At 64.6% G+C, this 6,839-nt stretch carries 4 protein-coding genes and 1 pseudogene; all 5 read left to right on the top strand.

Annotated features, from left to right (window positions below):
- The first annotated feature begins 489 nt into the window (after positions 1 to 489).
- The gene (locus A5740_RS12505) at positions 490 to 1,359 is read left to right on the top strand and encodes a PfkB family carbohydrate kinase (RefSeq protein ID WP_254849170.1); all 870 of its coding nucleotides are present in this window, start codon (positions 490 to 492) and stop codon (positions 1,357 to 1,359) included.
- Positions 1,360 to 1,677: 318 nt separating this feature from the next.
- Positions 1,678 to 3,630 (top strand): 2-oxoacid:acceptor oxidoreductase subunit alpha, encoded by a 1,953-nt coding sequence (locus tag A5740_RS12500; protein ID WP_076194462.1) that lies wholly within the window; start codon positions 1,678 to 1,680, stop codon positions 3,628 to 3,630.
- Positions 3,627 to 4,742 (top strand): 2-oxoacid:ferredoxin oxidoreductase subunit beta, encoded by a 1,116-nt coding sequence (locus tag A5740_RS12495; RefSeq protein ID WP_076194461.1) that lies wholly within the window; start codon positions 3,627 to 3,629, stop codon positions 4,740 to 4,742. Before A5740_RS12500 ends, A5740_RS12495 begins: the two co-directional genes overlap by 4 nt.
- Before the next feature lie 28 nt (positions 4,743 to 4,770).
- Entirely contained in the window at positions 4,771 to 5,334 is a 564-nt protein-coding gene (gene mobA, locus A5740_RS12490) for a molybdenum cofactor guanylyltransferase (protein WP_076194468.1), read from the top strand.
- 1,146 nt (positions 5,335 to 6,480) lie between these two features.
- Positions 6,481 to 6,714: pseudogene (locus A5740_RS12485) on the top strand (transglycosylase family protein); the annotation flags it as partial.
- Positions 6,715 to 6,839: the final 125 nt, after the last annotated feature.

The raw sequence follows: 6,839 nt of genomic DNA, 5'->3' as shown, positions 1-6,839 counted from the left end.
GCAGGCGGACCGTAACGCCGCCACCGCCTCAACCGCACCTGCCTGCATGATTCGAACATACATTCGACCACCGACAAAGTGGGCGGGCAAGCCGCCGCCCGAGCGGCGTTTACCCGGGCTCTGCAGTCGGCGCGGGCTCGGCCTTGACCGGTGGCGTGGCTGCGGGGGTATCAGGTTGGGACGGCGGTGCGGACTGTGTCACGGTCTGGCCGAACTGCATGGTCGCTTGGGCTTCGGGCACGGTCATTCGGGACGAGTCATCGGGTGCGGTCGACTGAAGGCCGAAGACGGTAAAAGCTGTCGCAGCCGCCAGTCCGGCGATTCCGAACAGTAGTTTCGCTCTCGTCGTCTGTGCTTCCGTGTGCATTGAGCAATACCTCTCACCATCACATCGATTACCTATGTGATTTGAAATGTCGATCTGCGGCGAGACATTCCCTCCGGCGGATGTGATCCACGTTTCGGCCGGTGGCGGGGGAGACTGCACCCATGTCAACAGAGTTCGCTCGCGGAGTGACCGTGCTGGGCAACCTCGCGATCGATGTCATCGACGGAGCGGCACCGAGTCCGGGCGGTTGCGCTTCGTTCGCCGGGTTGGCCCTGCGGGCAGCGGGAGTGCGGGGACAGATTGTCGCCATGGGCGGTGACCACGACCTGTTCGATCCGCTGCTGACAACGCTCGGGTCGACGATGCGCATCTTGAGGTCGGAGGCCACGAGTGCATTTCGGCTCGACTATGACGACACCGACCACCGAAGGTTGTCGGTCGAGGCGATCGGGCCGGTGTGGAGCACCGAGGACATCGCCGCGGCCGATCCGCAGACCACTTGGGTCCACCTGGCACCGCTGCTGCGAACCGATTTCCCCGGTGCCGCGCTGGCCGCCCTCAAGGCCCGCGGTCACCGCATCTCCTACGACGGCCAAGGGCTCGTGCGCGCCGACCGGTTGGGTCCACTGGTCGAAGACCGCCGGTTTCCAAGCGATCTGCTGAATAACATCGACATCCTCAAACTGGCAGAGGAAGAGGCAGTCACGATCGCCGGCGGAACATTCGATGCGGCGGTGGCCGAGCGGCTCGGGGTGCCCGAGATCCTGGTGACGTACGGCTCCGAAGGTTGCGACATCTACTTGGAAGACCGCGTGTGTCGAGTCCCGGCGGCGTGGCCCGTGCTCGGGGTCCAGACCACCGGCGCCGGCGACATGTTCACCACCTGTTACGTGGCACGTCGGGCCATCGGCGCGATGCCGCTGGACGCCGCCGAGTTCGCCAGCCGCGTCGTCGCCGGCGAACTGGACATGCGGGTGCGCGCCGACGGGGCACCGGACCAGCGGGAGACGCACGACCCGGGCTATGCTTGACGCGTGTCAAGTTTGTGCTTGCCGGTGCTAGCGGTCAGCTACCGGCCGGTAGCGTTTTCCTTAGAGAATGACATTCTCCTAAACGTGACGAAAACCACAGTTTTGTCTCAAACTGGGCTTGTTCACGCCCGCGAGCAGCAACTTCAACCCAGCTCCACCCGCGTGTCGGGGGTCGTCACGGTGAAGTGCAGCCTAAGAGGAGTGCAATAATCGGTACTGGTAGTGACATCAAAATTCGGTGGACGTTGGATCCGGCGGCGCGTCACGCGACAGCGGCCCGGAAAGACGTGGTCAAAGAACGCGTGAAAGGCGGTAGCCGTGGTTGAGAACGGCAACGGCAATGGCGCCGCGCCGCGGCAGAAGCTCGAGAAGGTCGTCATCCGCTTCGCCGGGGACTCCGGCGATGGTATGCAGCTGACCGGTGATCGCTTCACTTCCGAAGCTGCACTGTTCGGCAACGACCTGGCGACCCAGCCCAATTACCCGGCTGAGATCCGTGCGCCACAGGGCACGCTTCCCGGTGTGTCGTCGTTCCAGATTCAGATCGCCGACTACGACATCCTCACTGCCGGCGACCGCCCCGACGTGCTGGTTGCCATGAACCCGGCCGCGCTGAAGGCCAATTTCTCGGACTTGCCGCGCGGCGGCCTGATCATCGCCAACTCCGATGAGTTCACCAAACGCAACCTCGCAAAGGTCGGATACGACACCAATCCGTTAGAGGATGACACGTTGTCGGACTACGTGGTGCAGTCCGTTGCGATGACGACGCTGACGCTCGGTGCCGTCGAGTCGATCGGTGCCACCAAGAAGGACGGCCAGCGCGCCAAGAACATGTTCGCCCTCGGCCTGCTGTCGTGGATGTACGGCCGCGAGCTCGAGGCCAGCGAGGCCTTCATCCGGGAGAAGTTCGCCCGCAAGCCCGAGATCGCCGAGGCCAACGTGCTGGCGCTCAAGGCCGGTTGGAATTACGGCGAGACCACCGAGGCGTTCGCCACCACCTATGAGGTGGCCCCGGCCAAGCTCAAGTCTGGTGAGTACCGGCAGATCTCCGGAAACACCGCGCTGGCCTACGGCATCGTGGCCGCCGGGCACCTGGCCCAGATCCAGGTGGTGCTCGGCACCTATCCGATCACCCCGGCCTCGGACATCCTCCACGAGCTGTCCAAACACAAGAACTTCAACGTCCTGACCTTCCAGGCCGAGGACGAGATCGCCGGCATCGGCGCGGCGATCGGTGCCTCCTACGGTGGTGCGCTCGGTGTCACCAGCACCTCGGGCCCCGGCGTCTCGCTCAAGTCCGAGGCAATCGGTCTGGCCGTGATGACCGAGCTGCCGCTGGTCATCATCGACGTCCAGCGCGGCGGCCCGTCGACGGGTCTGCCGACCAAGACCGAACAGGCCGACCTGCTGCAGGCGCTGTTCGGCCGCAACGGCGAGTCCCCGGTGGCGGTGCTCGCCCCGCGGTCCCCGTCGGACTGCTTCGACATCGGTGTGGAGGCGGCGCGCATCGCGGTGGACTACCACACTCCGGTCATCATCCTGTCCGACGGAGCGATCGCCAACGGCTCGGAGCCCTGGCAGATTCCGGACATCAGCACCTATCCGCCGATCGAGCACACGTTCGCAAAGTCTGGCGAGCCGTTCGCGCCCTACGCGCGCGATCCCGAGACCTTGTCCCGCCAGTTCGCTGTGCCGGGTACCGCGGGTCTGGAACACCGGATCGGCGGCCTCGAATCGGCCAACGGCTCCGGCAACATCTCGTACGAGCCCAAGAACCACGACCTCATGGTGCGGCTGCGCCAGGAGAAGGTCGCCGGCATCACGGTGCCGGATCTGGAGGTCGATGATCTGACCGGCGATGCCGAACTGCTCCTGCTGGGGTGGGGCAGCAGCTACGGGCCAATCGGTGAGGCCTGCCGCCGGGCCCGGCGCAAGGGCATCAAGGTGGCCCAGGCTCATCTGCGCCACCTCAATCCCTTCCCGGCCAATCTCGGCGAGGTGCTGCGCCGCTACCCGAAGGTCGTCGTACCGGAGATGAACCTCGGCCAGCTGGCGCTGCTGCTGCGCGGCAAGTACCTGGTCGACGTGCAGTCGGTGACCAAGGTGGAGGGCATGGCCTTCCTCGCCGACGAGGTGGAGGGCATCATCGATGCGGCCCTTGATGGCACGCTGGGTGAGAAGGAAGCGGACAAGGCCAAGTTCGCCCGGTTGGCGGCCGCCACCATCGAGGAACCTACTGAGTCGAATGCTGTGGGAGCGAACGCATGACAACAGTGAGAAGCGAAGCGGATCACGCATCAGCACAGTTGATTGGCACGGATCTGGGGCTGAGCGAAGGGCCGTTGACCAAGACCGCTCTGGTGCCCACCACCGACCAGCCGCAGAAGGGCAAGGACTTCACCAGTGACCAGGAGGTCCGCTGGTGCCCGGGGTGCGGTGACTACGTCATCCTCAACACCATCCGTAACTTCCTGCCGGAACTGGGCCTGCGTCGGGAGAACATCGCCTTCATCAGCGGTATCGGCTGCTCCAGCCGCTTCCCGTACTACCTGGAGACCTACGGCTTCCACTCCATCCACGGGCGTGCCCCGACCATCGCCACGGGCCTGGCGCTGGCCCGCCCGGACCTTTCGGTGTGGGTCGTCACCGGTGACGGTGACTCGTTGTCGATCGGTGGCAACCACCTGATCCACGCCCTGCGCCGCAACGTCAACCTGACCATCCTGCTGTTCAACAACCGGATCTACGGGCTGACCAAGGGGCAGTACTCGCCGACCTCGGAGACCGGAAAGGTCACCAAGTCCACCCCGATGGGCTCGCTGGACTATCCGTTCAACCCGGTGTCGTTGGCGCTCGGCGCCGAGGCCACATTCGTCGGCCGTGCGCTGGACTCGGACCGCAAGGGACTCACCGAGGTGCTGCGCGGGGCGGCCGAGCACCGCGGTGCCGCGCTGGTCGAGATCATGCAGGACTGCCCGATCTTCAACGACGGCTCATTCGACGCCCTGCGCAAGGAAGGCGCCGAGGAGCGGCTGATCAACGTCACCCACGGCCAGCCCATCACGTTTGGTGCCGACGGCGAATACTGCGTCGTCAAGTCCGGTTTCGGTCTTGAGGTCGCGAAGACCGCCGACGTCGCGGCCTCCGACATCGTGGTGCACGATGCCCAACTCGACGATCCGGCCTACGCGTTCGCGTTGTCGCGGCTCAGCGAGCAGAACCTCGACCACATGGTTATGGGTATCTTCCGCAAGGTGAACAAGCCGACCTACGACGACGCCGCGCGTCAGCAGGTCAACACGGCCATCGAATCCAAGCCCCATGACACGGCGGCTCTGCAATCCTTGCTGCGTGGCAAAGACACCTGGACCGTCGAATAGTTGCACTGAGAAGATCGAACAACAGAATCTGAGCACAGCCCCGCTCGCCGCGGTAGTTCTGGCGGGCGGGGCTTCGCGTCGGATGGGGCGGGACAAGGCGACGCTGCCTGTTGACGGCGCGACGATGGTCGAGCGGGTGGTGGCGGCGGTCAGTGCCTGCTGTGCCCCGGTCTTCGTCATCGCGGCTCCCGGCCAGCCGTTACCCGCGTTGACCGCCGAAGTCCTGCGCGACGAGGTGCGTGGGGTGGGTCCGTTGGTGGCGACGGGCCGTGGGTTGCGTGCCGCGGCGGAGGCCGGCGTGCACCGGGCCTTCGTCTGTGCGGTGGACATGCCGTATCTGGATTCCGACCTGATCGACCGCCTCGCCGCGTCGGCCGAGCGGATTCCGGCCGACATCGTGCTGCCGTGGGACGGTCGGGATCATTATCTGGCCGGGATTTACCGCAGTGCACTCGCCGAGCAGATCGCCGCACTGGTCCGCGATGGCCACCGCAGCATGCGGTCGCTGAGCGCGATTGTCGACACGCAACGCATCGTCATGGAACCGCAGCGCGCGTTGACCAACGTCAACACCGCGGCCGATCTTCGATGAGCGCGGGCTGATCGGTGAACTGCTGCAGCAAATTGCGAATTACGTCGGAAACTCAGCCGAATTTATCGTTCACACGATAAGAGTCGATAATTCATCCCTATTTGGGGTCGACAAACCGGGGCCAATTCGGACGAGACCGGCCACCGGTGTGGTCCGCTCACTGTCGAAATCTGCTGGCATCCATGGGCTTTCGGTTTCTCATACTGGCCGCTAATTCGGGACGCGATTGGCGTGGGCAAGGTGCTGAGAGTGTCTAATTTTATGCCAAAACGTCTCTGACCGCTGCATTTGCCGTAGGTCGGGAATCCCGGGTCTGCGGTCTGGGTCGTGCAGGGGCGGTGGACGCTTCTCGATGAAGTACGAAATGTCATGGCGGGCAATCGAATCCGCTGTATTGACGGGGTGGTGCAGGGTCGACGAGGCGCGTAGGTCGGGCCGTCGAGTGATCATCGGGTCGGGCCGAATATGTTGTGCGCCAACGTATCGCGGGCGCGTGCCGGCGGCCCGGCGGCGGCGCGACCATAGCGAACACGATTCGTGCCCCGTGGAGCCCATCTGACATTGCTCGATGGCATCTACCAGCGCTTTCGCATGGTTGATGGCGCGTGCGCTCCTCTGCGGCAACGAAATCAAGTGGGCCACCTCACAAAATGCTGGTGATCTGCCTCACCTTTTGTTTGCGCCGATCACGAAACGGTAACGGCGCAATATTCGTCGTTGACCTGCGCAAATGGAGTATCCGTCGCCGCGTTATCTGTCCGTGATCTTTCCGCTATCGCTTCTAGATCGGGATGACTTCGGTCCGAGACCTTTGTACGGTCCAAAGCGACTCCGTTACGGAGCAAATAATTTCAACACCAAGAACCTGCGTGTGAGTGGGGCCGCGGTGGCGAAGACGCCCGACGCGGGGGCCCGGATGACGTTCCGGGCCGGGCACTGTGGCCCTCCCTTTCGCGCCTGACCGAGACGGCGCGAACCAACCCCTCCGGCCTGGTTTCAGGCTGTCGCACCCGCGTGAGCGGGTGTCTTTGGCGCGCGCTTGGCGAAAGGAAAGACGTGAAGAACATCCGCAAGACGTTTGGGCTGGGCATCATCGCTGGAGCGCTGGCTGTGGCTCCGGTGGCGCTGGGTGCCGGCACCGCCAATGCGGACAGCGTGAACTGGGATGCCGTCGCGGCGTGCGAGTCGGGCGGCAACTGGGCGATCAACACCGGCAATGGCTACTACGGCGGCCTGCAGTTCACCATGGGCACCTGGCGGGCCAATGGTGGAGCGGGCTCCCCGCACAACGCCTCGCGCGCGGAGCAGATCCGGGTTGCTGAGAACGTGCTGCGCTCGCAGGGCATCGGCGCCTGGCCGGTGTGCGGCAAGCGCGGATAGCGGCGCAGCGATACGCCGACCCCTACCTATGGGGAAGCGGGGGGGGGGGGGGGCTAGAGGAATCGCTGGGGTAGGGAAACACAGAGGGGGTGGGGTAATGGAACACGAACACCGGAGAGGATGTA

The sequence above is a fragment of the Mycobacterium sp. GA-1841 genome (assembly GCF_001954135.1).
In the GTDB taxonomy this organism is placed as follows: domain Bacteria; phylum Actinomycetota; class Actinomycetes; order Mycobacteriales; family Mycobacteriaceae; genus Mycobacterium.
Note: the sequence above shows the minus strand (reverse complement) of the source record. Positions and strands in the feature narration are given on the sequence as shown.

What these genes read in the sequence shown, in the direction of transcription:
- A5740_RS12505 (WP_254849170.1), top strand. Translation starts at nt 490, where the DNA reads ATGTCAACAGAGTTCGCTCGCGGAGTGACCGTGCTGGGCAACCTCGCG.
- A5740_RS12495 (WP_076194461.1), top strand. Translation starts at nt 3,627, where the DNA reads ATGACAACAGTGAGAAGCGAAGCGGATCACGCATCAGCACAGTTGATT.